28 protein-coding genes are annotated in these 23,929 nt (G+C 37.6%); 14 read left to right on the forward strand and 14 right to left on the reverse strand.

Features of this window, described 5'->3' with window-relative positions:
* Nucleotides 1-4: 4 nt before the first annotated feature.
* The 3 genes from OK025_RS17620 to OK025_RS17630 all read right to left on the reverse strand — a co-directional run bounded on the left by OK025_RS17620 (nt 5) and on the right by OK025_RS17630 (nt 3,289).
* Nucleotides 5-1,207 (reverse strand): efflux RND transporter periplasmic adaptor subunit, encoded by a 1,203-nt coding sequence (locus tag OK025_RS17620; RefSeq protein ID WP_317665756.1) that lies wholly within the window; start codon nt 1,205-1,207, stop codon nt 5-7.
* A 78-nt stretch (nt 1,208-1,285) separates the two neighbouring features.
* On the reverse strand, nt 1,286-1,885 hold the full coding sequence (locus tag OK025_RS17625) for a TetR/AcrR family transcriptional regulator (protein WP_046674552.1): 600 nt from the start codon (nt 1,883-1,885) through the stop codon (nt 1,286-1,288).
* Nucleotides 1,886-1,984: 99 nt separating this feature from the next.
* Entirely contained in the window at nt 1,985-3,289 is a 1,305-nt protein-coding gene (locus OK025_RS17630) for an ATP-binding protein (RefSeq protein ID WP_317665759.1), read from the reverse strand.
* A gap of 307 nt (nt 3,290-3,596) precedes the next feature.
* Between OK025_RS17630 and OK025_RS17635 the strand changes: the two genes are divergently transcribed.
* From OK025_RS17635 to OK025_RS17650, 4 genes are all read left to right on the forward strand, one after another.
* On the forward strand, nt 3,597-4,052 hold the full coding sequence (locus OK025_RS17635) for a DUF1572 family protein (protein ID WP_317665761.1): 456 nt from the start codon (nt 3,597-3,599) through the stop codon (nt 4,050-4,052).
* Nucleotides 4,053-4,107: 55 nt separating this feature from the next.
* On the forward strand, nt 4,108-4,314 hold the full coding sequence (locus OK025_RS17640; protein WP_317665762.1) for a GNAT family N-acetyltransferase: 207 nt from the start codon (nt 4,108-4,110) through the stop codon (nt 4,312-4,314).
* A 175-nt stretch (nt 4,315-4,489) separates the two neighbouring features.
* A complete protein-coding gene (locus OK025_RS17645; protein ID WP_317665764.1) occupies nt 4,490-7,045 on the forward strand; it encodes a BamA/TamA family outer membrane protein in 2,556 nt (851 codons plus the stop codon).
* Nucleotides 7,046-7,080: 35 nt separating this feature from the next.
* Entirely contained in the window at nt 7,081-7,860 is a 780-nt protein-coding gene (locus OK025_RS17650; RefSeq protein ID WP_317665765.1) for a helix-turn-helix transcriptional regulator, read from the forward strand.
* A 51-nt stretch (nt 7,861-7,911) separates the two neighbouring features.
* On the opposite strand, the gene OK025_RS17655 is transcribed toward OK025_RS17650, so the two are convergent.
* On the reverse strand, nt 7,912-8,568 hold the full coding sequence (locus OK025_RS17655) for a DUF1349 domain-containing protein (RefSeq protein WP_317665766.1): 657 nt from the start codon (nt 8,566-8,568) through the stop codon (nt 7,912-7,914).
* Nucleotides 8,569-8,832: 264 nt separating this feature from the next.
* Between OK025_RS17655 and OK025_RS17660 the strand changes: the two genes are divergently transcribed.
* Together OK025_RS17660 and OK025_RS17665 are read left to right on the forward strand one after the other, a co-directional pair.
* Nucleotides 8,833-9,441, forward strand: coding sequence for a class I SAM-dependent methyltransferase (locus OK025_RS17660; protein ID WP_317665767.1), 609 nt, complete (start codon nt 8,833-8,835; stop codon nt 9,439-9,441).
* A gap of 10 nt (nt 9,442-9,451) precedes the next feature.
* Nucleotides 9,452-10,360: an NAD(P)/FAD-dependent oxidoreductase gene (locus OK025_RS17665; RefSeq protein ID WP_317665768.1), complete on the forward strand. Its 909-nt coding sequence runs from the start codon at nt 9,452-9,454 to the stop codon at nt 10,358-10,360.
* A gap of 107 nt (nt 10,361-10,467) precedes the next feature.
* Here OK025_RS17665 and OK025_RS17670 read toward each other — a convergent pair whose 3' ends face one another.
* The 4 genes from OK025_RS17670 to OK025_RS17685 all read right to left on the reverse strand — a co-directional run bounded on the left by OK025_RS17670 (nt 10,468) and on the right by OK025_RS17685 (nt 12,524).
* Complete coding sequence (locus OK025_RS17670; RefSeq protein WP_317665769.1) at nt 10,468-10,863, reverse strand: DUF418 domain-containing protein; 396 nt, start codon at nt 10,861-10,863, stop codon at nt 10,468-10,470.
* A 24-nt stretch (nt 10,864-10,887) separates the two neighbouring features.
* Nucleotides 10,888-11,553 carry a heparan-alpha-glucosaminide N-acetyltransferase domain-containing protein gene (locus OK025_RS17675; protein WP_317665770.1) on the reverse strand — a complete coding sequence of 222 codons (666 nt, stop codon included), beginning with the start codon at nt 11,551-11,553 and terminating at the stop codon, nt 10,888-10,890.
* Between the two features lie 73 nt (nt 11,554-11,626).
* Nucleotides 11,627-12,193 carry a Crp/Fnr family transcriptional regulator gene (locus tag OK025_RS17680; RefSeq protein WP_317665771.1) on the reverse strand — a complete coding sequence of 189 codons (567 nt, stop codon included), beginning with the start codon at nt 12,191-12,193 and terminating at the stop codon, nt 11,627-11,629.
* A 34-nt stretch (nt 12,194-12,227) separates the two neighbouring features.
* Nucleotides 12,228-12,524, reverse strand: a complete 297-nt coding sequence (locus OK025_RS17685) for a winged helix-turn-helix transcriptional regulator (RefSeq protein ID WP_317665773.1) — start codon at nt 12,522-12,524, stop codon at nt 12,228-12,230.
* 142 nt (nt 12,525-12,666) lie between these two features.
* On the opposite strand from OK025_RS17685, the gene OK025_RS17690 reads away from it, so the two are divergent.
* Nucleotides 12,667-13,266, forward strand: a complete 600-nt coding sequence (locus OK025_RS17690) for a nitroreductase family protein (protein WP_317665775.1) — start codon at nt 12,667-12,669, stop codon at nt 13,264-13,266.
* A gap of 42 nt (nt 13,267-13,308) precedes the next feature.
* Here OK025_RS17690 and OK025_RS17695 read toward each other — a convergent pair whose 3' ends face one another.
* Together OK025_RS17695 and OK025_RS17700 are read right to left on the reverse strand one after the other, a co-directional pair.
* Nucleotides 13,309-14,253, reverse strand: coding sequence for a 3',5'-cyclic-nucleotide phosphodiesterase (locus OK025_RS17695; RefSeq protein WP_317665777.1), 945 nt, complete (start codon nt 14,251-14,253; stop codon nt 13,309-13,311).
* Nucleotides 14,254-14,316: 63 nt separating this feature from the next.
* The gene (locus tag OK025_RS17700; RefSeq protein ID WP_317665779.1) at nt 14,317-15,060 is read right to left on the reverse strand and encodes a hypothetical protein; all 744 of its coding nucleotides are present in this window, start codon (nt 15,058-15,060) and stop codon (nt 14,317-14,319) included.
* A gap of 249 nt (nt 15,061-15,309) precedes the next feature.
* Here OK025_RS17700 and OK025_RS17705 point away from each other — a divergent pair, with 249 nt between their 5' ends.
* The 3 genes from OK025_RS17705 to OK025_RS17715 are packed head-to-tail and all read left to right on the forward strand — an operon-like array spanning nt 15,310 to nt 18,769.
* The gene (locus tag OK025_RS17705) at nt 15,310-16,857 is read left to right on the forward strand and encodes a hypothetical protein (RefSeq protein ID WP_317665781.1); all 1,548 of its coding nucleotides are present in this window, start codon (nt 15,310-15,312) and stop codon (nt 16,855-16,857) included.
* A gap of 44 nt (nt 16,858-16,901) precedes the next feature.
* On the forward strand, nt 16,902-17,618 hold the full coding sequence (locus tag OK025_RS17710) for an outer membrane beta-barrel protein (protein WP_317665782.1): 717 nt from the start codon (nt 16,902-16,904) through the stop codon (nt 17,616-17,618).
* The gene (locus tag OK025_RS17715; protein ID WP_317665783.1) at nt 17,615-18,769 is read left to right on the forward strand and encodes a S41 family peptidase; all 1,155 of its coding nucleotides are present in this window, start codon (nt 17,615-17,617) and stop codon (nt 18,767-18,769) included. Before OK025_RS17710 ends, OK025_RS17715 begins: the two co-directional genes overlap by 4 nt.
* A 1-nt stretch (nt 18,770) precedes the next feature.
* Here the strand turns inward: OK025_RS17715 and OK025_RS17720 are convergent, their stop codons facing one another.
* On the reverse strand, nt 18,771-19,184 hold the full coding sequence (locus OK025_RS17720) for a DUF1801 domain-containing protein (RefSeq protein WP_317665784.1): 414 nt from the start codon (nt 19,182-19,184) through the stop codon (nt 18,771-18,773).
* 123 nt (nt 19,185-19,307) lie between these two features.
* Between OK025_RS17720 and OK025_RS17725 the strand changes: the two genes are divergently transcribed.
* The 4 genes from OK025_RS17725 (at nt 19,308) to OK025_RS17740 (ending at nt 21,452) form a co-directional block, all read left to right on the forward strand.
* Nucleotides 19,308-19,850 carry a DUF4269 domain-containing protein gene (locus OK025_RS17725; RefSeq protein ID WP_317665785.1) on the forward strand — a complete coding sequence of 181 codons (543 nt, stop codon included), beginning with the start codon at nt 19,308-19,310 and terminating at the stop codon, nt 19,848-19,850.
* A 17-nt stretch (nt 19,851-19,867) separates the two neighbouring features.
* Entirely contained in the window at nt 19,868-20,425 is a 558-nt protein-coding gene (locus OK025_RS17730; protein WP_317665786.1) for a Crp/Fnr family transcriptional regulator, read from the forward strand.
* Between the two features lie 78 nt (nt 20,426-20,503).
* Nucleotides 20,504-20,821, forward strand: a complete 318-nt coding sequence (locus tag OK025_RS17735) for a DMT family transporter (protein ID WP_317665788.1) — start codon at nt 20,504-20,506, stop codon at nt 20,819-20,821.
* 160 nt (nt 20,822-20,981) lie between these two features.
* The gene (locus tag OK025_RS17740; RefSeq protein ID WP_317665789.1) at nt 20,982-21,452 is read left to right on the forward strand and encodes a hypothetical protein; all 471 of its coding nucleotides are present in this window, start codon (nt 20,982-20,984) and stop codon (nt 21,450-21,452) included.
* A 74-nt stretch (nt 21,453-21,526) separates the two neighbouring features.
* Here OK025_RS17740 and OK025_RS17745 read toward each other — a convergent pair whose 3' ends face one another.
* The 3 genes from OK025_RS17745 to OK025_RS17755 form a co-directional block, all read right to left on the reverse strand.
* The gene (locus tag OK025_RS17745; protein WP_317665791.1) at nt 21,527-21,907 is read right to left on the reverse strand and encodes a hypothetical protein; all 381 of its coding nucleotides are present in this window, start codon (nt 21,905-21,907) and stop codon (nt 21,527-21,529) included.
* 133 nt (nt 21,908-22,040) lie between these two features.
* On the reverse strand, nt 22,041-22,601 hold the full coding sequence (locus tag OK025_RS17750) for a hypothetical protein (protein WP_317665793.1): 561 nt from the start codon (nt 22,599-22,601) through the stop codon (nt 22,041-22,043).
* A gap of 400 nt (nt 22,602-23,001) precedes the next feature.
* Entirely contained in the window at nt 23,002-23,733 is a 732-nt protein-coding gene (locus tag OK025_RS17755; protein WP_317665795.1) for a DUF1080 domain-containing protein, read from the reverse strand.
* Nucleotides 23,734-23,929: the final 196 nt, after the last annotated feature.

A 23,929-nucleotide genomic window follows, 5' to 3' on the forward strand; every position in this document is an offset into this window, starting at 1 on the left:
AATATTATAATGAATTGATGCTATCTCTTGATAAGGCTTGTGGTGTAATTTTCTGACCATCCTGAAGCAAGTCAATGCCTTTGTAGACAATTCGATCTCCCGCATTCAGTCCTTTACTTACAAGGTAATTTGCACCACTTTTTCCAATGACAGTAATAGGCTGTTGAACAACTTTATTTTCTTTACCAACGGTATAAACGAAGATTTTATCCTGCATTTCAAGGGTAGCAAGTTGTGGTACCAATAATGCTTGTGCATACTTCTTCTGTAGTCTTACACGACCCGTATTTCCGTTGCGTAAAACTCCTTCTGGATTGTTGAACGTTGCACGAAGTGTAATCGCACCGGTATTTTTATCAAACTGTCCATCCACCATATCTATTTTTCCTTTCTGATCATAAATTGTCTGATCCGAAAGAACTAGGCTGATCGGAGGGAGGTTGTGAAGCTTTTGTTGTAAATTGCTCCCTTCTGTATTGTTTTTGAATGCGATAAAGTCATTTTCTCCCAGTGAGAAATAAACATGAAGATCTCTTACATTTGACAATGCGGTAAGTGGTTGTGGGTCTGTAGGACCAACCAAACTCCCTTGCTTGCGCTGTAATCTACCGATGTATCCTTCGGCTGAAGCCCGTATTAGCGTATATCCGACATTGATTTTTGCAGTTTCAACGGCCGATAGTGCCAATTGTACGTTTGCTTTAGCGGCATTACGTGCGCTAATAGCTGTTTTTAGCTGGAAGTCTGTCAGTACTTTGGTATTCACCAGTTTTGTTTTCTTTTCGACTTCTAATTCGGCGTTTTCCAAGCTAGCTTTTGCTGCCAGTAAATTTGCCTTCGCTTGGTTTAATTGTTCCTGATAGGGGCGGTCGTTGATCTTGAAAAGTGCTTGACCTTTAGTTACTTTGGCTCCTTCATCAACATAGATATTTTTAAAAATTCCCTCTACCTGAGGTCTGATCTCAATATTGGCGGAAGCTTCAATAGTGGCTGGATACTCCTGGTAAACCGTCTCGTTACCGTTCTCGATGGTAACGACCGGGAGGTTAACGGGTGGTGGATCAATGGGTTTACTAGTTCCGGTTGAGCAACTGTATAGAAAGATTGCACTCAACACATATGCAGTCTTTACGATATTAATTCGTTTAACACTGTTAAGTGCTGGAACGTAAATCTTTTTAAGACTTGGTGATAAATTTGTTTTCATGTGATATTAAAAATTGAAGTTTTGGTATATTTAACGGTGTTAGATTTCTTAACGTTGTATTTTTTGCTGTAAAAAAATTTAGTCAGTCAGGGAGCGCGTGATGCCATAAATAGCATCCTTTAATACTTCTTGATTGGTATTGTCGCCATTGCCTTGGTTTACCAGATTGATCGAAATCAATCCATGTATAATAGACCAGTACGTAAAATACTTTCTACAGATCAATTCTTCGGATGGATTTTTCTCTTTCATGATTTCACGGATGACATCACTTATCAATTTTCCATGGGATTCTGCACATTTATAGGTTTTTTCAAAACCACAACAGGCAGTTCCCACACCGAACATTAATTGGTACAATTCGCGTTCTTCGAAGGCGAAATCCCAATAGCTAAACCACATTGCTTCCAATTGTTTCTCCAGATCGGTTTCAGTTGATTTCGCTTGCTTTACTTTTTTGGCAAGCAGGAGATAGCCTTGGTTGGCAAGTTCCATCAAGATGGCATCTTTATTGGCGAAATACTCGTATATCATGGGGGCAGTATATTCGATGATATCTGCAATTTTGCGCATACTTAAGGCCTGCCATCCTTCTTCTTTGACGATTTGGAGCGCAGCATCTAGAATATTGGTTCTATTCTCATCTTTGAGCCGTTGTATACGTTCTTTACTACCCATGCTAATGCGTAAATAATTTAACAGTGTTAAGCAAAAGTGATACTTTTAATTTTATTTATTGACATCTAAAAGTCATTAAATAAAAATGTATTATTTTTTCTAAACGGAAGAAGCGTGGTCATCGTTTGCAGTGCGGGTTATAATCTGTTTTATGCGATTCTTTTCTTTGTCAGTTAGCGGAAGTGCCTGTTCGATGATAGGGAGGATTTCCGTGCTTTTTTCCGACTGCAATAACAGGTCGATGAAACCGAGATAGGTGCGGATAAGGTCTGTCTTAATGCCGAAGAAAATGCGTGGATCTACAATATATAATTCCTGTACTAATGCTAACAATAGGGTTTTTCTTTTTTTATCCTTTTCCGAGTTGTTGTATGCGGGTAGTAGGCCCTTTCTTTCAAGATCTGTTAATTTTACCGCGACAGCGTGCTCTAGTACATATTTTTTTTGTTTTCTATCGAGTAAATCACGTAACTCGGCAAGTAAATTTCGATAAATAACTTGTTTGGCTTTCCCCGAGAAAAGATTATCTTCTGTAGATAGGAGGATATCTTGTCGTTCGAAATGATCAAAGAAAGTAGATTCCACATAGACGGAGTGGTGGAAATTGATCGCGTTATTATTGAAACTGCTAAGTACTTTGGCAATTTCCTTTTTATCACTATTAAGAAAATAATAATAATATCGATCACCAATTTGCTGGTTCCAGCGAATGTAATTGATGGTGAAACTATAGGACGTATCCTGGTCAGGGCTATAGCCAGTCCACGATAGTTGATCAGTTTCCTGGATTAAATGATCATAAACCAACAGCCTTCCATTGACGCGTATGGCATAATTCCTATCTTTATTCAAGTAGAGAAACCAACCGAATTCTTGTGCGAGGAAATTGTTAAAGTCATCACTTTCAAAAAATGTAGCATTAAGTCCAAAAATTCCTTCAAGTGTAACTTGCGTCCCCGTCCTTTTATGTCCTACTGGTGTGCTTTCACTGATATCGTATTGCTCTTTACTTTCGCGATCGATTTGAATTCGGTAGTTTGAGAAATATTCATCCTTCTGAAAAACAGTATTCCAAATTGCACGTGTTGCAAAAAGCGAGAACGAAAATCGGCCCTTTCCCTTTTTTCCTCTTGTATAGGAGCTGCGTTTGAGGCTGTTCTTTTTTATAGAATCCAAAAAGTTTCCAAATGAGGAAGAAAGCGTTTCTAGGGATATGCCTTCGCCATTGTCCTGTATGCTTATACGATTTATATAGCCTAATTCATTACTGTCTATGGAGAGTTCGATCTGTGTGGCTTTTGCATCAAATCCATTCCAGATATATTCAGCAATGGCATGTTTAGGGTCTTTGGGAAGTCCTGCAGATTCGATACTTTGGTTGGTTATTTTTGTGCTCCTCTTCATCGTAAAAGACGGTTTAGCTTAAAACTTGTAAAAAAGATGGAAATAATTTGGTCGATTAATTCCATTCCAATGTACACTATTTTTTAGATCTCTTGATTAAAAATATGAAAAAATAAGCAAGTCCAAAATAGATAATAAGATCGAAAACTATCTTCATGGTAATTGGGCTTTAAGTAGTTTAAAATTACATAATATCATGTGGAAATGTATACTTCTTGATTCGTATACATATGGCCATTGACGGCTAAAGTTGATGTGTTGATATCGAAGTTGCTTTTTTGGTAGAAAATATTCCTAAATTTAGTCTATGCTTATAGAAACTTTAAAAAGCCTTTTCCAACGGGACTTAAACCGACTGCGTGATGAAATTTCATTGTACAAACAAGAGGAAAATATATGGCTTATTGAACGTAATATTTCCAATTCAGCGGGCAATCTATGTTTACACCTGATCGGAAATCTTCAAACATATATTGGTGCTGAAATAGGCAAGACGGGGTATATCAGAGATCGAGCGGCCGAGTTTTCGTTAAAAGACATTCCTCGAACACGATTAATAGATCAGATAGATGATACGATTGATGTGGTTACACGTTCTCTGGATCTGTTGTCAGAGGAGAATCTTCTTGAGATATATCCCATACTCGTGTTTGAGGAAAAAACAACAACGCAGTATTTGCTGGTTCATCTGACCACCCACCTAACTTATCACCTTGGCCAAATAAACTATCACCGGCGACTGCTGGATCAACCTGAGGTATAGTTAATGTATTGGTAAACCTATTCTTATTCTAAAACATAGGAAACAAATTTATAGTATGGATGTAAGAAAAGCGGTGTTATCTGATGCTGCGGAGCTCGCAACCTTGACCGAACAGCTGGGTTATCCAGCCGATATTCAACTTCATCAGGTCATCAGTCTGGAGACTGGTGTTTATGTAGAAATCATTGGCTTGGTTGTCGATGAAGAATATCGAGGTCGGGGGCTAGGCCGATTTTTACCATTTGCGTGCCAGATGCAATAGCATTCGGACCGAGAGCCATAAGTTTTATCAAAATAGCGGTTTTATACTAAAAAAGGAGCAGAAAGTTTTTGATTCTTTGCTTTAAAAGGTGAACTTTAGCCCAATTAGATATCGAGACCATCAAACATTCTATCTGTATCGACTGTTGATTTCTCGAAGACCCGACTTAGATAAAATGAGAAGAATCTTTACATTAATTGCCTGTTGCTGTGTTTTTAGTTCGCATGCACAACGTATGGACAGTATTACCACGGTGATCGCACCTGAATATGACCGAGTGGGTTTACTGCATCGATTTTGGCTTGGAGATAGTTACCGTAAATTATATAATACGCCTGTTAAGATGCGTGTGATGGATCTCGCTACAGAGCGAGGCGGGCTTCAGATTGTTAAGTTGGGTGGTGGCATGCAGACACAGTCACTTCGACTGGTAGATTCTATGGGTAGGGAGTGGGTTCTTAGGTCTATTCAGAAATACCCTGAACGTAGTCTACCGGAAAGCCTTCGAAAGACATTTGCAAAAGATATCGTACAAGATCAGATTTCGATACATCATCCCTTTGGTGCATTGACCGTTCCGCCATTTAATAAAGCCTTAGGTATTCCATCAGCTTCGCCAGAACTGGTTTTTGTAGGAGATGACCCTAGGTTCGGCGAGTATCGTGAGGTATTTAAAAATAGGGCCTATATGTTTGAGGCGCGCACCCCTTTTGAGGATCAAAAAACAGATAATAGCGCAAAAGTAATGCGTAAAGTGTTGGAAGACAACGATACGCAGATTGATCAGAAGCTCACACTACGTGCGCGGATGCTCGACTTTACGCTTGGGGACTGGGATCGTCATCAGGATAATTGGCGTTGGGATCCCGAAAAAGAAAAAGGTAAAAATATCTATACTCCCGTCCCAAGGGATCGGGATAAGGTATATTATAAAACTTCGGGTATATTTCCCACATTACTTTCCTATCAATGGCTGAAGGCTCATTTGCAACCCTTTAGTCCACATATCCGAAATGTGCCCCATTGGAATTTTAATGCGAGTACTTTTGATCATTTTTTTCTCACTCATCTTACAGAGGATGAATGGATTGACGAAATACAGTTTGTTCAGAAAACACTGACGGATTCGTTGATTCATCAAGCGATGTTAACGATGCCTGATACAATTGTGAAAATGAGTGCGAATGAATTGGAAACAAATATTCGTTCAAGAAGAGACGAGCTGATGGAAAGCGGACTGACCTACTATCGATTTCTTGCGCGTGTCGTTGAACTACCATTGTCCGCCAAATCTGAATTTGTGGATGTCGATTACAATAAGGATGGCTCGGTCACTGTCAATATCCACAACAAGAAAAAAGATGGTACCGAAGGGCGAAAACTGCTAAAACGCACCTTTGTACCTGATCAGACCAAAGAAGTTCGTATATATGGCATATCGGGCACTGACGAATATAAGTTACATGGATCAGGTAAATCGCCCATAAAGATCCGGCTGATTGGGGGGGATGGACAGAATCTATATCGTACAACTGATAAATTTGCCAATGGCAGCAAAGTTTATATCTATGATGGTAAAAATCAGGAGCGGGGTGCTATGCAGGTTGATGATGCTATTCATCTGAAGTTGAGCCAAGACAGCGCTGTCCATAAGTTTGACTATGAAAATTTTATCTATGATCGTAAAGGGGTCGTTTTTAACCTAGATTATGGGGTTGATCGTGGACTTATTTTTGGACTGGGGTATATGATCGAGAATCAGGGGTTCAGAAAGAAGCCTTATGCTTATCGGCATCAGTTTCTTGGCAGTTATTTGACCGGTCGCGAATCATTTATGTTTGATTACAAAGGGAATTATAAAGATCTCATTGCAGGGCATGATCTTTATATTCATCTTTCGTCCCTTGGTCCCAAAAACCTGAGTAATTTCTTTGGATATGGAAACAATACTATTTTCGATAAATCGGATTCAAAGCGCATTTCGTATTACCGAAATCGATTTGACCTTGTGAGCGGTGACATTTTTTTGGAAAAGTACCTAGCGCCTAAATTCAAGGTGTTCTATGGATCTTCTTCCGAATATTATACGAGTAAAGAATCGAATAATGTTGGACGTTATTTTGAGGAATTCCATCAAAGATATCCATCGGAACCTATCTATGGAAGTAATTTCTTCACTGGGCTTACTGGCGGGATAGATTATGATACACGTGATAATATGGCCAATCCTAAATCTGGAGTACATGTACATACCAGGCTTGGCTGGAATGCTGAAATTGGAGGGGAGGGCCGCAACTATACAAAATTGCAGCATTCCATGAGTTTTTATAAAACGGTTGCCGATAACTATATTACTTTCGCAAACCGTCTGGGATTTGATGCGGTATGGGGAGATCCCTATTTTTATCAGCATGCGCAAATTGGAGGTGAAATGAGCTTAAGAGGGTATAATTCCCGACGGTTCACTGGGAAAACAGCGCTATATAATAATTTTGACATGCGATTAAAATTATTTAGCTACTCTTCTTATATCGTTCCTGGAACAGTCGGGGCAATTGGTTTTTATGATGTCGGAAGGGTTTGGATGAGTCATGAAAATTCCAATGACTGGCATATGGGGTATGGCGGTGGAATTTATTTTATGCCTGGAGACCTGCTCACGATTCAGGGGGTAGTCGGTTTTAGTAAAGAAGCAACCTTGCCTTATCTTCGCGTTGGACTTTCTTTTTAAAGGCCTAAAGTGAAGCTTTTTAAGTGTGAAATGAAATGAAATCGGAGATCAAAAAAAAATTAGATAAGAATTTTTCGGAGCGTAGACTACGAAATAGCAGCATTGATTTATCTGTGCTAAAACACTATAAGAGTTACGCAAAAACTTTTGCCGACATTCATAATGGTATAGCCGTACTGAGTGACCTGACAGCGAACTGGAGTTATACCTATATCGGAACAATTGCTGAGCGACTTTATCTTCCTGCAGGTGAAAAGAAAATGGAGATAAATGGAATTTGGGAAGATTTTCTTCTCGAACGTGTTTACCCCGATGATTTGGCCATCAAGCATGCTTTGGAGCTTCAATTTCTCGACTTGGTCAAAAAAACGGATCTGGAGGAGCGATTCAATTATCAAGCAAACAGCATCCTGCGGGTCGAAGGGCGAGAGGGGCAAATCATGCAGCTGTCCCATCAAATTTTTTACTTGGACACCCCAGGACCGGAATTCCCACAGTTGGCTTTATGCTGTTATACCCTATTACCAGAAACTGAAACGTCAATCAATCTCCGAAATTATATCCTCAATCAGGTAACAGGCGTAGTCCATCACTTGGATGGTTATGGTGCGAAAACTTCAATTAGTACACGAGAGAAAGAAATTTTAAGCTGTATCAAGGAGGGGATGATTAGCAAGCGAATTGCCGAAAAACTAGGCCTGAGCATAAATACAGTTAATCGGCATCGGCAAAATATACTCCAAAAGCTTCGCGTGCGAAATTCATATGAAGCAGTGAGTGTGTTTAACAAGATGCAGCAGGACATACTGACTTAAGATAACGCCCGTCTATGCGACTGTCTTAGGCGGGCGTCGGTATTTTTAGTTTCAATTATTCTCTTTCAGCCATTTGCTTCGACGTTGGTCTGCAAGGTGTTTGATCGTAAAATAATCAAATTTGGCCTGAAAGCCATTGCCGTCTGGTGAAGCTGCCATTAGACCGACCATAACAGGGTGATTATCCTGTAGCCAGGCATTTCTCATCATGATATACTGCTTGTCATCAAAGGAATAGAAAAATTCTACAGCATCTAATCGACGTATCGCCTTGATCCAGATGTAGGGGATTTCCTTATCGATCGGAACAATGCTCCAATCACTTGTTTTATGCGTAACGACCGTACTTAAATTGTATTTTCCGTCGACAAATTCGATTCCTGCTTTTATATAGTTTTCATGATCAATGCGCAGCATAATACCTGCTTGATCGAACCGGGTTTGATAGTTCGCAGAGATCTTTGCCTTGACCTCAAACTCTCCCCCGCGTAGCGTATAGAAAAAGGGGGCGTCATCCACTGTAAATCCATAATGAGAGATACGCCAATAATCGCTTTTAGGCGTAACGAACATCGACAGCGAATTGTCTTTAATGTTCCATTCTGTTGGTTCGTTAAACCAAAGCATCTTATCCAACTTTTGTGCGCTGGCCTGTATCGTAAGCAATGGAAATAATGAAGCGGCTAAAAATGTCTTTATAGTTTTCATGTTTTGTTTTTTGATGATATTCATTTTCATCAGCAAAGATATTTAAGCCTAGCGCAGGTTTTCAATACTGATAAATAACCATGATTTCAATAATTCATCCTATTGTAATTTATTTGCAATTTAATTGCATTGAGTCTTTTTGCTACATAGTTGCAATAGCGAAAAATACTATCTTCGCTGAGTAGACTTTTAATCCATTGTAGTACCGAATTGGTATAGCTAACAGGATCGATTTCAATTTTAAACAATATAAGCACCAGTAGTATGGAATTTTGGGAACGTAATTTTATAGAGAAGCAAGAAATGTGGGGGGATGAAGCCGCACAGTCTACAATTTTTGCAGTAGGCTTTTTTTTGGAGCACAACATCAAAAATATACTGATTCCTGGGTTCGGCTACGGTCGCAACGGTCGCCCTTTTTTGGAAAATGGAATAAAAATTACAGGCATTGAGATCTCGAAAACGGCAATAGAGCTCGCCCGGAAATCCTTTGGGGCAGATACGGTTATCCATCATGGTTCAGTTAATGAAATGCCTTTTGATCAGGATATATATGACGGTGTATTTTGTTACGGGCTTATTCATTTATTGGATGCTGAAGAACGTAATGCGTTAATCCAGCATTGTTTTGACCAATTAGCTGAAGGAGGTTATATGATTTTTACGACCGTATCAAAGCAAGCAAGCATCTACGGAAAGGGGGAGGCCATAGGCACTGATCGATTTGCAATGTTTGGTGGAGTACATATGTTCTTTTACGATGTTGATTCCATTCATGCCGAATTCGATCCCTATGGATTAATGGAAATTAGGGAAGTGGAGGAAAATTTTCCATTCTACTTCATCATTTGTCAGAAAAAGATTAATATTTAATAATGTATATATGAAGGATGATAGAAGCTATGAGGTAATTATTGTTGGGGGAAGTTATGCGGGGCTTTCTGCAGCGATGGCATTGGGACGTTCCTTGCGGAATGTGTTGATTATCGATAGTGGGCTGCCATGTAATCGACAGACGCCGCACTCCCATAATTTCATCACGCATGACGGTGAAAAGCCGCTCAGTATAGCGAAAAAAGCAAGGGAAGAAGTCCTGAACTACCCGAGTGTTAAGTTCCAGAAAGGGCTTGCTGTGAGCGGCACGAAGACAGCTACAGGGTATGAAATAACCACCGAAAATGGGGACGTCTTTCAGGCTAAAAAGCTCATTTTTGCGACTGGTGTGGAAGATATTATGCCTAGTATACAGGGATTTTCAGCCTGTTGGGGAATTTCGGTTATCCATTGCCCATATTGTCACGGTTATGAATTTCGAAAAGGAAAAACTGCTATTATGGCCAATGGTGAAAGAGCTCTTCACCTTGCAGGTTTGGTTCACAATCTGTCGTCCGACTTAACGCTATTGACTTTGGGTAAGGCTAGTTTTGATGTTAAGCAGAAAGCAAAACTGAAGTTACACGGTATTTCGATCATTGAAGAAGAAATAAGTAAAATCCAGCACAAGAATGGATGGGTTCAGCAGGTACAATTAAAAGACGGTCGTGAACTTGCCTTCGATGCTGTTTATGCAGCCATCCCTTTTAGGCAACATTCGGCTATTCCTGCCGCCTTGGGTTGTGAAATAACGGAACAGGGGCATATTAAAATAGATAATTTTCAAAAAACTTCACTTGCAGGAGTTTTTGCCTGTGGAGATAATTCTAGTATGATGCGTTCGGTGGCGAATGCTGTTGCTACAGGAAATCTAGCTGGAGCAATGGTTAATAAAGAACTTGTCGAAGAGGTTTTTTAGTGGCCGCATTGATCTGTTTTTCGGCTGTGATCGCATTTTGTTAATTCATCAGGAAGTTTATATCACAAAAACTTCCTGATGTGTAAATGCTGTCTTTAAACGTGTCCCTAGTTCGATGCTTGTCTTAAAAGAAATTCAAATGGACCGTTCTTAAATTTTTTTGTCCAAATTTTGCTGAAATAATAGCTGCCGATAAAATAGGTAGATGATAGGAAGAGAATCATCCCTGGTGATAAGGTTGCTTGCTGGTCGATTACTTGATTAAACACCCCCTTGCTAGCCAAAAAAGAAAATAATAGGATGCCTAATGTTAAATGGGATATATAATGCGTTAATGTCATCTGGCCAGTTTTCGCGAGACAGTTGACAAATGTATTGGGAGTAATAAAGCGGCTAATGTACATGAAGCTGCTAATAAGTAGCAGGCTAAAACCTATTGTACTGACTAAAAATGGAAGTACCGGAGGAAGATAATCCGCGTTTAGAAACGAGTAGGCTGCCATGCCAATGAGGTTTTGAGGGATACATTAAGCAACTTGTACTACAAGGTATAATACCAATCCTATGAGAAACAGTTTTTTTTGAACGATGGCGCTGGTCCAGTCCAGTTTACCCAGGTACATACCGATCATGAAATAAGACATCCACGGAAAAATAGAATTCCAGCCATTATATAAAGAGTTTCTGATAAACCCCTTTAGGCTCCAATTGTCGGTATAAGATAGTGTATCAAAATTCCATCCTGTTTCATAAGGAATTAAAATGAGCAAAAGATGAAAAATGATCGTGAAGAAAACTGCTCCATATATGTAGTATTGTTTATCAACGAATAGCAAGAAGGAGGCGATAAACATGTAAAATCCATAAAAGTGAAGGATATCTGCAGGCCACCAAATAGATAATAATAATCCGAAAACAAATAGAAAACCTGCTTTTTTCTGCACAATAGTCTTTAGTTTAACTTGTTCTTGCGGAGACGCGTAAATAGATTTTTCTGTTCGCAAAGTAAGTCCCATGCCTGATAAGACAACAAATATTGTACTCGAATTACCGCTAAAGAGCGTGAGAAACTGGCCTAGCCAACTGGTATGTTGTGGATTTCCAAGAACGAGATTAAAATTGACGATATACATCCCAAAGATTGCGTAAGCTCTCAGGATATCAAATCCTATAAATCTGATTTTTTCTGCCATGATAGTTGATTTTCAAAATGTACTGCAAATTTTGAAAGATGTACTGGTTTGGCATTTGACTTAAATCAAATAATTAGATTTTTGTACGGACCCTGCTTAATGTTTCCAGGGAAATTCCCAGATAAGAAGCAATATAGGTAAGCGGTATATGGCGTATGAAATCTGGCTGTTCCTTAAGGAGTAGCTTATACTTTTCCATGGCGCTGAGGGTGTGAAATTCAAATAGACGCTTTTCTAACCACATTGTATAGTATTCTGTCATTAAAAGATCGAGTTGAATGAGTTGAGGATGATTTATTTTGAGATACTGAAAAGCGTGTTTATCCATACACGAGACAGTAACGTCTGTAATTGCCTGAATAAACTCCCTGCTAGGCTGATTCGAAACATAACTGCTAAAGGCGACTGCGAGATCATGTTTAAAAAGTAGCTCAGTCGTTACTTCTTTTTTCTCATTCATATAGTATTTCCTCGTAATACCTTCCTCTATCCAAAAGCTAGACTTGCAGACCTCACCTTGATATAAAAGAAATTCGCCCTTTTTGTATTTTTTGGTTTTGGAAATGGCCTGTAATGCTGAGTTTGTTTCCGCATCAAAACCGTCAATTAAAGCATTGATTTTTTTTAGATGCTCATTCATTATAGCTGATTTGAGTGATCGAAAGTTGCTGAGGTTACATTTGTTGAATCCGTTCGGTCCGACCTGCCGTTTCTCTTCCCCACTCAGCGATCGACTCGAGTAGTGGAATAAGTGTTTTTCCGAATTCTGTCAGTTCGTAATCTACTTTCAAAGGAGCTTTGTCGGTATGTACTGTACGTTTTACTAAACCATCAGCCTCAAGTTCCTTTAATTGTAAGCTTAATGTACGCTCTGTAATTAAGGGGCATTCTTTTCTCAGCTCATTATAGCGTTTTTTTTCAATTAAATGAATCAAAATTACTGCCTTCCACTTGCCGCCTATATATTTCATAGTCAGGCTGGTACTGCATGGATATTGTTTGTTGTCTATCAAATACATCTGTTACTATCAAGTTTGACCGTTATTGCAAATATATAACACTATATTTAAGTTTGCAACTATAAAAAATATAGTTAATTTAATCTTGTATGTTATGGCTTTTTTAGAAACTGCAAAGCAACGTTACACAACGAAAAAGTATAATTCAGAAGCGCTAATTCCGGAGGAGAAAATCGCTGAATTAAAGGAAATAATCCGATTGAGTCCATCTTCCATCAATAGCCAGCCATGGAAGTTTTTCTTTGTTTCTTCTGGGGACATGAAACAAAAACTCGCTGCGGCATCGTATTGGAACGCACAGAAGATAAATGAGGCAAGCCATCTGGTTGTCTTTAGTGCACTTACCGATGTAGATCGCTTTGAAGAGCAAATCGCAAAGACGCTTCCAGAGGGATCGATTAATTACTATAAGCAATTTTTGCAGTCGAAAGGGGAGGTCCATGTTCAATCCTGGATGAAGCAACAGGTGTATCTCTCTTTGGGATTTTTTCTTGCAGCCTGTGCTGCAAATCATATTGACGCAACTCCAATGGAAGGAATTGAAAATTCCGTCTACGATGAAATACTGGAACTCGATGGCTATCAGACGCTGTTTGCAGTTGCTATTGGCTATCGACATGTGGAGGATGCAAATCAGCCTGCCATTACCGCAAAATCACGCTTGACAATTGCAGATATAATTGAAGAATTCTAAGTAAAAAAAGATGAAACCACTATCGGTTTCATCTTTTTTACATTAATTTAAACTTATCTTTTTGCCCTGTTCGGGGAAAATATAATTTACTTTAAGTGGATTATTCTTGAGCAATTCGTTTTTAATGATTTCAGGGTTTTTACCAGTTGGTTTTCGGTGTGTGACCACAATGCTGAGCCCTTCCAAGTTTTTCAGTCCCGTTTTTTCTTTGAGCTTTAGCAGTTCTTCTAGCAACAAATTGGGGGTTAGGTGACCAAAGAGTAAATTTTCCGGTTGATTATTTGGAAAGGAGACTTCAATCAATATACTGTTTAATTGTTTGTTTTTGATCAGTGGGGCAATGTTATTCCAGAGCTTATCTAGTTGATCGGATTTTTCCACCCGATCGGCACCGGTATCACCAAGGTAAAGAAGATAGTGGTTGTCGTAGTGGACGAGAGCAGCACTACTTTTATATGGATTTACATGGCTAAGCTCGTATGCCGTCAAAGATAATGTCGTATTTGGTACTTGCGTTTCCAGCCCCTCTTGTAAACTGTTGTAATGATACTTTCCTAGTATGGGTTTTTGGCCCTGATCCCCAAAATTGATCCAGGTATCCGTTATAAAATAGTGATTTTGTAGAATTTGAAGGACGGGATCAATAGCAAAAATGTTCTTTTTGCTATCGGCAGGAGAATTAATAATAAGACCCGATAAATGATCGAGATGTCCATGGGAAATAAAATATCCCTTTATTTGGTTATGCAAAATTGTTTCGACCGACCCATGTAGACTTTTCAATGCAATGGCTTTTCTGATACCTGTATTTATAGTTCCGGCATCGAGGCAGAGGAAGGCCGTGTCTTTTGGAGTTCCTACTAAATAAGCAGAAAGATTGTCTTCTTGTTCGCCACCATATATGCCCAGCGGGACAAGGTCAAAATGCTGTGCCTGACAGGTCATGGTCACAAGAAATGTAAAAATGGAAAGCGCTAGTTTTTTCATGATTATTAAACTAAAAACCCATCCTTTGTTATAGGATGGGTTCAAATTTACACTATTTTTTGTTTATTGGTTGAATCGGTAACGTACACCCAGCTGAATTCTCCAGCGTGAAGTTTCATCCACACTGTTCGAGAAAGTGTTGGTTAAAGGAATCTGATTTGTTGCATCTAAATAAGGGAATGAGAATGTCGGTTGTCCCTGCGCATTCAATCCTTTGTAATTTAAGATACCGTTTGCTTTGTTGGCAAATTGGGCAACTCCCCAGCTTTTGTTGATCATATTACCGAAATTAAATACATCAAAAGTAATCTGCAATTGATGTTTCTTTCCGCTGGTATTTAAAAACACATCTTGCGCGATACGAATATCCAGTGTTCCGATCATTTTTCCTACCAATGCGTTACGTTTCGCGTATCGGCCTCTGTGTGCATTGAGGTAATTGTCCTGATTAATGTATCCGTTCAATTGAGACCATAGTTGATCAGCTGTCCGAGTGTCTTGCGCATTGTCGCCAACAAGAGCAATTTCAGCTTTACTATTCGGGATATAAATCAAGTCATTGCCCGACAAACCATCATTATTCAGGTCACCGCCATAGGTATAGGAGTAACGAGGCCCATCCTGCAGTTGATAAAATAAGGAGAATGTCGTTCCTAAATGATCCAGGTATTCTTTACGGTAAGAGAAGTTGGCAATAAATCTATTTTTAACCAGATAAGTCGAATAAGAAAGATCAGCACTATTTGGATTGCCCGAAACATAACGATCACGCCACATCGACTGTGCAATAGATCCTCCATCGTTCACCGATCTTGAATCCGTATAGGTATAACCGATATTTGCAAAGAAACCACCTTTGAATTCTTTTTTATATGAAAATAATATTTTTTAATAGGAAAGATGTGCTTTTTTGAGATTGTTTTTACTTTATAAAAAGTTTATGTATAAATTAATGTAAAGTTTGTTTACTTAAATTTAATATTTTATTAATATAATCCCCTTTATTTTTCGTTTAAATATTATTTATTTTATGATATAATCTTAAATGTTGAAATTATGAAAAATTATAATGCTTACTGTAAGTTTATTTTTGTTTTAGCTTTATTTGGATGTGTTAGTTGTAAAAAAGAAAAGTCGAATACACAAATTGTTTCGACGAATAACAAAACTAAAGCCGGTCCAATTTCAGCTTACGATTTCGATTGGGAGGCAAGTACCTATGTGCCTTATAAGCCAAGCAGTGGTACAAATCCATTACCGTTACCCTGGAATTCCGGTACTACAGCGATTGACCCAAATTTGGTTGGTGATTATAAGAAAGCTGATGGATGGAAGCTTGTTTATAATACTTTCTCTCCTTCTATTGTGCTAAATGATGTAAATTATACATACTTTTTTTCATTGTATAATGTATATAGAGGACTTTTAAGAATCTACGTGTGGCAACCAGCTAGTACGATTGCAACCTCTCATGTTGTTCATGGTTTGGGGATTTATGGAGCAGGCGCAACTTCTCCAATGTTGAACTTTAATACACAAGAGAAAATTGACCCGACATATAATCTTCCGAAGTTTCAACAAGTTTTAAATCAACAAATTTCTTCCGCTGGAGGTACTTGGTTAGTGTTTCAATATGAGATGGCCTATGATCCAACAATAAGTCAGCAAGCAAAATCTTTCCCAGGATACGGTTTACAATTTACATCCCAATGGAGTAATGTAACAGGTGTTACCATTAACGGTACGCAGACTGGTACCGTTAAGTCTATTCCTGGGACGCCAAGCGGAGGAATTAACTTCGGGGCTTTACTAATAGGTGGTGTAACAACATTTACTGGAGGGATTAATTTTGTTGAGGCTTTTGACGGCCTTATTGGAAGTCGTCCATATACTAACGCAATTAACAATGCTGCTTCTGGAGTTGTTAAAGGATTTTTGAATGCTATTCTTGGAGGATCTAATGGAGGAACTTCGCTAAATTTGACTCTAAATACAGATATTAAGTTGGACGGTACTATGGTCAACAATGGAACTATCCAAGATCTGAAATTAAAATTGCCGGGACAATATAATAGTCAAACTGGTGATGGCGCCTCTCCAAAATATAATCAAGTGCTCGGAGTGTTTAATGTAAATAGTAAACCTACAGTTAGAATCAATCAAAACTTTGTAACTATAGAATCAGAGGATCCAAGAAGTGGAAGTATGGGCATGGAAACGTATTCAGATGCAAAAGTTTGGTTTGATTCAGATGCTGTTAATATAACTTGGAATCCTGCAATAATTAACTCTACTTCCACAGGTGCTACAATCAAAAACATTAATACTGACTTATTAGTACATAGTGATCAATTTTATACGAATGTATTTGGTATAGGACAAGGTGGAGTTGAAGAAGTTGGAAAACAGCGGTATATAGTTTATCGTAACCCATCTGCGAGCAACCCAGCTAAATTTAGTTATTGGGCCGATGTTATGAGTGGGTTAGGTAAAGCTGGATATCCACCGCCTATATACGTCCGAGTATCATTTGACGTGGTGCCAAATAATGGGGGGGCTAAAGCTACTTTAGTAAAAACATTTTTACCATCTCAGGGCTTGTAGATATATAAAGTTAGTTATTCTGTTATATTCTCTATTCAGATTTCATGTGCAAACCCAGAAATATTTTATTGATTTTTTTAGGTACTCTAGTAGCAACATCATCAAAATCGCAAATATTTTTGGGTTTAAGCTCAGGATATACTAGAAATTATATGATTAATAATTTTAACAAATATTTTATAAAGAAGGTTGCTCCAGGACACGGTTTTGCGTATAGTATCGATGCTGAAATGTATTTAAAAGAAAAAATTTCAATTTCGTTGTCTTTAATTTATGCTCAAAAAAAATACTCTTTAGTTAGTGGTGAGCCGTATGAATATACGACTAAATTTAACAATAATTATTTTATATTACCATTAAAAATGCAGTTTGACATTCCCTTGGGAAACAAATATTATTTTTTATTATCGGGAGGAGCATATATTGGATATTGGATGAATGGTTATGTCATGGGTGTTGTCCCAGATATTTTTAGTATAGACGTATCGAAAAATGAAGATCAAATTGAATACTATCGTTTAGTGAATTATCAAGACGAATATCAGTTTAATATGATGAGAGACAAGAGGAGCGAATTTGGAACGGTACTTGGTACTGGTATTGGATTTTTTGTGTGTAGAAATATAATTATAAAATTAGGTGTTGATTATTTGGGATCCCTGACAGGGCAAGAAAGAGGAATCTTATTAAATCAAAAAAGAAAAGTCAATAAGACATTAGTAACTTCTCTCGGTGTAAAATGTTTTATAAATATTAAATGAAAATTTCTAACTGTTTCTTATTTTTAATAAGCTTAATTGGATGCAAGACTTCCGAATATAATGATAATCCTAATATAGTAAAACAACCAAGAAATTTTGACGAAATTTTTGAAGCTTTTTGGTGTGGAATGAGGACGCATTATATCTATTGGGATATTGATACCACAAATTGGAATATGGCTTATAATAAATATAAACCACTATTTCGAAATCTAAATATAAACCACGCAGATGATATATCTCTATCTGCAGATTATTTTAGAGAAATAACTAAAGGATTGATAGATTCTCATTTCCAAATTGTGTTCGAAGATAGTATTCTTGGAGGAGCAATTATATTTCCAGCTTCAGATAAAAAGGCAAAAGCAAGCGATTTTAGATTGCCATTTGACTATTCAACATTAGATAAAAAGTATTTTGATGCAGATTATTTACAGGGTATAGACGAATTAACAAAGATCAATAATCAATCACAAGAGGTTGTATTAGCAACTATTGATAAAAACATTATATATTTTCACTGTAATCAATTTTCCTTAGAAAGATCCTTTTACTCAAACTCAGAAGGAAATGTCAAACTTATTTTAGACAAGTTCTTCGAAAGGATCTATTTGAATCAATATAAGGGGCTGATTATTGACTTACGATACAACTTTGGGGGAGATTTGGCTGATTTAAAATTTTTTTTAAATCATTTTGTTCAGTCTGAATTAACTATCGGTTTTAGCAAATATAAGAGGAGTAATGGAATGCTTGATTATAGTCCTTGGATTAAAGCTGTCATACCTGCTGGAAAAAAAGAAAAACGTAAATTACTTCCGATCATTATACTCGCAGATAGATTCACAGTTTCCACCGCTGAATTAATAATGTTGTCTCTCCGTCTTTTGCCTAATGTAAAGATAATTGGAGAGACCAGCTGGGGCGCTACTGGACCTATTGGAGCAACTAATCTGTTTCAAGCGGGAACATTTAAAGTGCCGGGCTATTTAACTGTTTATACTTCTTCGGCAGCGTTCAAATATATTGATGGGCGCATATACGAAGGTGTAGGGTTTCCTCCCGATGTGTCAATCCCTTTTAGTAGTGAAAAAATTACAGACAATATTGATATACAATTGGAGTATGCTATTTCCGTTTTAGGTAGATAGTTTAGTGTAAAAATTTAATGTATTTAGATCTAGGTTTCGTTAAACCTATCTTTTTGCTTCTTGATAGTAGGTTTCTGCATAGACTATTCGGCGTAATTAAAATATCTCCGATCGTATTTATCGGAAGATCTTCCTGTGGATCAATAGGCAATGTTTTCATCCGAACACGCTGACCTGCTTCCAGCTCTACCTGGTCCAAATGTTTACCTTCAACCATCAGTAGGTACGGAAATGTAGTCCGTTTGTCGGTCCAAAGGTAACAGAGTGCTTTTTTTCTATAGCAAAAGCAAGGCATACCGTACTTTATGGTTTCACTCACATCCGCATCCTGTTGAAGGATAATATGTCTTAATGCTAAAAGACAGCTTTTATTTGGTTCTTTCTGGTTCAGATAGAAATGTTGGATCTCCTGCATATGAATGATGTGTTGCAAATAAAGATACGAGACTTATCCTTTTTTATAGGATATAGTTACCATTTTCTTTTGTTGTTTAGTATATTCAGACCTATTTTATGCGATCGAATTATCAAATTGCTTATGACCATAAATTTTAGAAATATAGACTATTTGAATAGTGGAAATGAAGTGCAGAAAAAAGCCTATCGGTTACTGATGGATTATCAGATTATTAACCGTCTTGAGGACTACAGTCCGATTGTGGTTGGTACGATACCGATTCAGATAGATGTTGATGGGAGTGATGTAGACATTATTCTTTGTGTAGATGATTTTGATGCGCTTGAAGAAAAGCTGTCTCTTAATTTTTCGCAGCATGCACATTTTCGGTTACAGCGGACTGCCGGTCATGTAATCGTGTGCAGCTTCTCGATTGAAGAGCAGCTTTTTGAAATTTATGCAACGGATAAAGCAACTGAAATTCAGAATGGATATTTACATATGCTTAAAGAGCATGAAATCATTCAATTGAGGGGTGAAGAATTCGCTGAGCAGGTCAGACAGCTCAAAAGGAGCGGGGTAAAAACTGAGCCTGCATTTTGTCAGCTATTGGGAATTGAAGGCGATGCATATACAGAACTTCTAAAGTATAATCCAGCAGATAATTCGATAAACTATGAATGATTTTAATCTAAAATAGTATGAATCCCCTAATTGAACAATTTAAAAAATATGGCTATCTCAACGAAACAATTGAGAAAGCGGTAGAAAATAGGACTCGTTATTTTTTTAAGAAAAAGGGTGAGCATTTTTTGAGGGAGGGGCAGCATTTATCAAGCTATTTTGTTTTGCGTACAGGACTGATTCGTGCTTATTTCTTTAAAAATGGACGTGAAATGAACAGTTGGTTTGGTGAGGAAAACCAGATTTTTGGATCGATTTTGCCCGTTTATACTGAAAAGCCCTCTTTTGAAAATATTCAGTTTTTGGAAGACTCCGAGATCTATGCAATTTCTGTGGACGATTTGAATGAATTGTATCGGATTTATCCTGAACTAAATCTTATAGGCCGAAAGATTGCTGAGGAGGTTTGTATTATTCTTGAAGAACGGATTATGTCCCTGCATACCGAATCTGCAGTAGAACGATATCAATCTCTCATCCGCCTACAGCCCAACTTGTTAAATAGAATTAATCTTGGCCATATTGCATCATATTTAGGAATTACACAGGAAACGCTTAGCCGGATACGACGATAAGTACACGATTTTGATATAAGTCAAAAAATGCCCCTTATATAGCGATTATCTTTGCTTTAGAAATTTAAACTATTGAAAATGAATTGGATTGCATTGATTATTGCTGGCATTTTTGAAATTGGCTGGCCGCTCGGATTAAAAATGGCTCAACAGCCAGATTCCAATAAATTTGGTTGGATTCTATTCGCTATTGTCTCCATGAGCATTAGTGGCGGATTATTATTTTATGCTCAAAAAACTATTCCTATAGGTACAGCATATGCCGTATGGACAGGTTTAGGGGCAGTGGGCACATTAATGGTCGGAATCTTTTTTTTCGGAGATTCGGCCAATGTATTTAGACTCCTGTCTGCAACATTAATCGTCGCAGGAATCATTGGCTTAAAGATTTTTTAAAAATACAGGAAATGTTATTTATCTCAGTGTACATAAAAAAATAGAATGTGCGCTCAATTTTCTTCAATTGGATTGTTAAAAATATATAAAATCTATTTTTTTTAGTCTAAACTCCTTAGAAGTGAGTATGTTGGGATGATTTTTGCTGCGCAATTAAATTATGAGGCAAGAACTAGCTGAAAAAATAGAATTGTATAGTAAAAGGTACGGCCTATTTATGCGACCGGAGTATATTAGCTTTGCTCGGGATACAACAAGGCTGTTGCTTCGCAACGAATGTCTCCGTGAAGGTGATATAAAAGCTTATCAAGATTATATTGCCTCACATTATCCCGAAGATCTTCCCTGGGAAATGAAACAATTTCAGGAAGCGACCAAAGCATTGGAGCGCATGAGTAAGGAGATGGCTATTGCATGGGTGAATACACATCGAATCAATATTTTTGAATCCGACATTTTTATCGATGATGAAGATTCAATTCTGCGCCCCATTCAATCAAAAGATGAAGACATGTTTCGCTATAATTTTAACGCCTTGGAAGAACTTATCTACAATCACCAAAGACCGGACGACTTATTTCGGCGGAATAGAGATTGTTTTTGGATAGATACAAGAATTGACTGGCGGTAGTTTACTGCTAATTGATGTGTTATTTCCCAAGAGCTATCTCGTCTCTGACGAATACCTCTTGGGACACTTTTTTATTATTTGGATTCTACCACAAAAATTTCATTTTCTTGTCCAAGGATCACGGTAGGAAACTTTTTGTTGAAGTCAATCGCAATATCTCCTTTTCCCTTTTCACCGTCTCCGTTGGAATCCCAATCTAATGTTACGTAGTATTTTATGGGCTCAGCGTCACTGACTTTAGGCTGGATGCGCTTAAGGTGATTTTTAGGTAAATCGAGTTTGAGATCAAAAGGTATTTGGTTCGCTGTAAAACTCTTTTCCAGAATCATTGTAGCTGGTACATCTGCTATCTGGGCCGAAACTGCATACAGACGAATCTTGCCCGTTGGATTTTTAACTGCAATAGCATTTGTTGATTGAATTTTTACGGAAAGACCAATTGTATTCGTACTCATTTTTTTCGTATTTAATGTTGTTGAACAACTGCTTGCAGCGAGTGCTACAGCAAGTACTGATATTGTAAGTTTTAACATAATGATTTTTATTTGTATTGTTTTAACTGTTATTGAAGCACCAAGATTGAATAGTTTACAATTTGAAGGATATCCCGACATTTGCAATCCCGAGGTAGCCGAAACCAAATTCGCCATAGATACCTATTTTATTACCGTAACGAATGGCTATCGGCGTAAATTGATAGGATAGCGCACCGAAGCTCGCTCTATCTTCTTTTTGTCTATTGTTAAATTTTGCATAGCCCAAACCTCCTTTTCCATATAGTTTAAGTTTAGTTTTATTCAAATAGCTATATTGCATATTCAAAAGTCCCCCAAAAACATTCCATTTTGAATCCCCAAGATCATCTTTGTAAGAAACCGTATTTTTACCATAAAATCCGTCGATGCCTATAGACAGTCTTTTGTCTAAATTACGTGAATACCCGGCAGTAAATGTGCCAGTTCCGCTGGAATGTTCTACTTCTCGTCCGAGTAAACCCATAAATATTCCCTCGCCGAGCATTGTGCCGATCTCTTGGACCGGAACAAGTCCATAACCCACTCGAATTGCTGATTTTTTCTGCATGTTTTCTTGCCCATATCCTGCGAACGAAATCAAGGAGACTAGGACGATGAATATAATTTTCTTCATTAATATAGTTAAGTCAGGATTTTATGTGACTTACTTTAGGTAACGTTTTTAAAATTTAATTAGCTATAAGTTATTTTATATGGTATTTTATTTCTTTTTTATACCGTATTTTAATTTTAAATTCTTTTAGCCTGCTAAAGTCTTGTGGAGTTTTTGGGCTGTATAAGATGTTTTTTTCAAATCAAGGTACAGGCATTTTTATTAAGGACTAAATGTCTAGCGATGGGATAGCTTAATTCCTGATCTATTTCATTGGCAAAGACAGTGGATGAAAGGCGGGGAATGAAAGCGGGACAGGAAGATAATAGGAGGGTTAAAGCCAGACGACCGGGCTGAGTTCATAAGAGTTAAAGTCCTTGTAACAAAAAAGATCCTTAGCGCAAGCTAAGGATCTTTTTTGTTACAAGGACTTTAGTTTTAGGTTTCTAAATGAAACACCTCTCGACCAATCCTGTAGTGCTAGTTTCCCACTGATATGTTTACCAAACTCTGGATAGTCTTTGAAATTACTATGTTTTACCAAATCTTTCCATTTGTCTGAATTAAAATCCATTTCAGCGGTGATTTTACCATTCAGGTAGAACGTTACCTTTCCGTCTTTCTGAATAATACTCGATTCATTCCAATCATCCTGTGCTTTAATATTGACAAAGTTTTGCTGCGGTAGAAATGTATAAAGACAACCTGAACGCTTTAGAGGTTTATCAAAATCAGGATGAGAATCTGCCAACAATTGGTATTCTGGTCCAGAATGATAGGTCGCATTGATATCCGGTCTTTCCTGTACATTGACAAAAACGCCACTATTTCCCTCTTTTTCGAGCTTCCATTCAAACTTAAACTCATAATTCTTATACTCTTTGTCCGATACTAAGTCATATTTTTGGCTTTCACTGTTTGGATCACAGTAAATAGTTCCATTTTTTACAACCCAGGCTGTAGGAGCATTTTTACTATTATTGTAGGTATGCCAATTGTTAAGCGTGGTACCATCAAATAGAAGTTGCCAGCCGTTACTTTGCTCTTCTTCCGTTAATGTATTCGGACTGCTTTTTTCATTTTGACAGGACAGTAAAACACAGCCCATAAAGACCGATAAGATGATTTTTTTGAAAAGGTTTAAGTTTATCATTGTTTAATTTGTATAAGTGTTTCTTTAGTAGGGTTTTATTTGATTAGATTCCCTCGTGAATCAAGTATGCCCAATTAATAAATATCCTCTAAAATAATTTTTAATGTGAACTTTCGGCGACAATTTCGTGTTCCTTTGCAAATTTGTTACACAATACCAGTGACTATACTTATACTGAGGTTCGCCTATTTACTAG

The organism is Sphingobacterium sp. UGAL515B_05 (genome assembly GCF_033097525.1).
Classification (GTDB): domain Bacteria; phylum Bacteroidota; class Bacteroidia; order Sphingobacteriales; family Sphingobacteriaceae; genus Sphingobacterium.

Coding starts and splice junctions, on each gene's coding strand:
- OK025_RS17735 (WP_317665788.1), top strand. CDS start 20,504: ATGAATTGGATTGCATTGATTATTGCTGGCATTTTTGAAATTGGCTGG.
- OK025_RS17665 (WP_317665768.1), top strand. CDS start 9,452: ATGAAGGATGATAGAAGCTATGAGGTAATTATTGTTGGGGGAAGTTAT.
- OK025_RS17755 (WP_317665795.1), bottom strand. CDS start 23,733: ATGATAAACTTAAACCTTTTCAAAAAAATCATCTTATCGGTCTTTATG.
- OK025_RS17715 (WP_317665783.1), top strand. CDS start 17,615: ATGAAAATTTCTAACTGTTTCTTATTTTTAATAAGCTTAATTGGATGC.
- OK025_RS17635 (WP_317665761.1), top strand. CDS start 3,597: ATGCTTATAGAAACTTTAAAAAGCCTTTTCCAACGGGACTTAAACCGA.
- OK025_RS17740 (WP_317665789.1), top strand. CDS start 20,982: ATGAGGCAAGAACTAGCTGAAAAAATAGAATTGTATAGTAAAAGGTAC.
- OK025_RS17650 (WP_317665765.1), top strand. CDS start 7,081: ATGAAATCGGAGATCAAAAAAAAATTAGATAAGAATTTTTCGGAGCGT.
- OK025_RS17695 (WP_317665777.1), bottom strand. CDS start 14,253: ATGAAAAAACTAGCGCTTTCCATTTTTACATTTCTTGTGACCATGACC.
- OK025_RS17640 (WP_317665762.1), top strand. CDS start 4,108: ATGGATGTAAGAAAAGCGGTGTTATCTGATGCTGCGGAGCTCGCAACC.
- OK025_RS17675 (WP_317665770.1), bottom strand. CDS start 11,553: ATGGCAGAAAAAATCAGATTTATAGGATTTGATATCCTGAGAGCTTAC.
- OK025_RS17725 (WP_317665785.1), top strand. CDS start 19,308: ATGACCATAAATTTTAGAAATATAGACTATTTGAATAGTGGAAATGAA.
- OK025_RS17690 (WP_317665775.1), top strand. CDS start 12,667: ATGGCTTTTTTAGAAACTGCAAAGCAACGTTACACAACGAAAAAGTAT.
- OK025_RS17630 (WP_317665759.1), bottom strand. CDS start 3,289: ATGAAGAGGAGCACAAAAATAACCAACCAAAGTATCGAATCTGCAGGA.
- OK025_RS17730 (WP_317665786.1), top strand. CDS start 19,868: ATGAATCCCCTAATTGAACAATTTAAAAAATATGGCTATCTCAACGAA.
- OK025_RS17680 (WP_317665771.1), bottom strand. CDS start 12,193: ATGAATGAGCATCTAAAAAAAATCAATGCTTTAATTGACGGTTTTGAT.
- OK025_RS17745 (WP_317665791.1), bottom strand. CDS start 21,907: ATGAGTACGAATACAATTGGTCTTTCCGTAAAAATTCAATCAACAAAT.
- OK025_RS17655 (WP_317665766.1), bottom strand. CDS start 8,568: ATGAAAACTATAAAGACATTTTTAGCCGCTTCATTATTTCCATTGCTT.
- OK025_RS17660 (WP_317665767.1), top strand. CDS start 8,833: ATGGAATTTTGGGAACGTAATTTTATAGAGAAGCAAGAAATGTGGGGG.
- OK025_RS17685 (WP_317665773.1), bottom strand. CDS start 12,524: ATGAAATATATAGGCGGCAAGTGGAAGGCAGTAATTTTGATTCATTTA.
- OK025_RS17705 (WP_317665781.1), top strand. CDS start 15,310: ATGAAAAATTATAATGCTTACTGTAAGTTTATTTTTGTTTTAGCTTTA.
- OK025_RS17750 (WP_317665793.1), bottom strand. CDS start 22,601: ATGAAGAAAATTATATTCATCGTCCTAGTCTCCTTGATTTCGTTCGCA.
- OK025_RS17620 (WP_317665756.1), bottom strand. CDS start 1,207: ATGAAAACAAATTTATCACCAAGTCTTAAAAAGATTTACGTTCCAGCA.
- OK025_RS17720 (WP_317665784.1), bottom strand. CDS start 19,184: ATGCAGGAGATCCAACATTTCTATCTGAACCAGAAAGAACCAAATAAA.
- OK025_RS17670 (WP_317665769.1), bottom strand. CDS start 10,863: ATGGCAGCCTACTCGTTTCTAAACGCGGATTATCTTCCTCCGGTACTT.
- OK025_RS17710 (WP_317665782.1), top strand. CDS start 16,902: ATGTGCAAACCCAGAAATATTTTATTGATTTTTTTAGGTACTCTAGTA.
- OK025_RS17645 (WP_317665764.1), top strand. CDS start 4,490: ATGAGAAGAATCTTTACATTAATTGCCTGTTGCTGTGTTTTTAGTTCG.
- OK025_RS17625 (WP_046674552.1), bottom strand. CDS start 1,885: ATGGGTAGTAAAGAACGTATACAACGGCTCAAAGATGAGAATAGAACC.